Raw genomic sequence first — 493 nt, 5'->3', positions numbered from 1 at the left:
TAGCTCAGCTTGGCTAGAGCGCGCGCTTTGGGAGCGTGAGGTCGCAGGTTCGAATCCTGTTACCCCGACTTTATGGATGACGTAAATTCAGACATAAATTTTGACACGAGAAATCGGGTCGATCGAGTCCCTTGGGAATTTTCCTGGTCGGATTCAAAACCTTTAGGTTCAAGGCTGCTCGCAATGCACATTGCGAACAGACGAACTACCGGGGTATAGCTCAGCTTGGCTAGAGCGCGCGCTTTGGGAGCGTGAGGTCGCAGGTTCGAATCCTGTTACCCCGACTCATGAACTGAAATCTTTGGATTGCCGCTCATGAAATTTGAGAGCTAAATATAATTTAGATCTTGTGATCACTGGGAACTGTCAAAAGTCACTAGTAAGCATCACAAACGATTAGTGGATACAGGATGACTCGGGTTAGACTGTTCACTGCTAATCGGGGTGTAGCTCAGCTTGGCTAGAGCGCGCGCTTTGGGAGCGTGAGGTCGCA

The 493-nt window shown here is 49.5% G+C and carries 1 tRNA gene; it reads left to right on the top strand.

Annotated elements, in window-relative coordinates:
• Nucleotides 1–209: 209 nt before the first annotated feature.
• Nucleotides 210–284 (top strand) — tRNA-Pro (locus tag FJV47_RS11910).
• Nucleotides 285–493: the final 209 nt, after the last annotated feature.

Origin of the sequence: Glutamicibacter sp. JC586, from assembly GCF_009805585.1 — a bacterium.
Taxonomy (GTDB): Bacteria; Actinomycetota; Actinomycetes; order Actinomycetales; family Micrococcaceae; genus Glutamicibacter.
The sequence above is the reverse complement of the archived record's forward strand: the minus strand, read 5'-3'. Positions and strand labels throughout refer to the sequence as shown.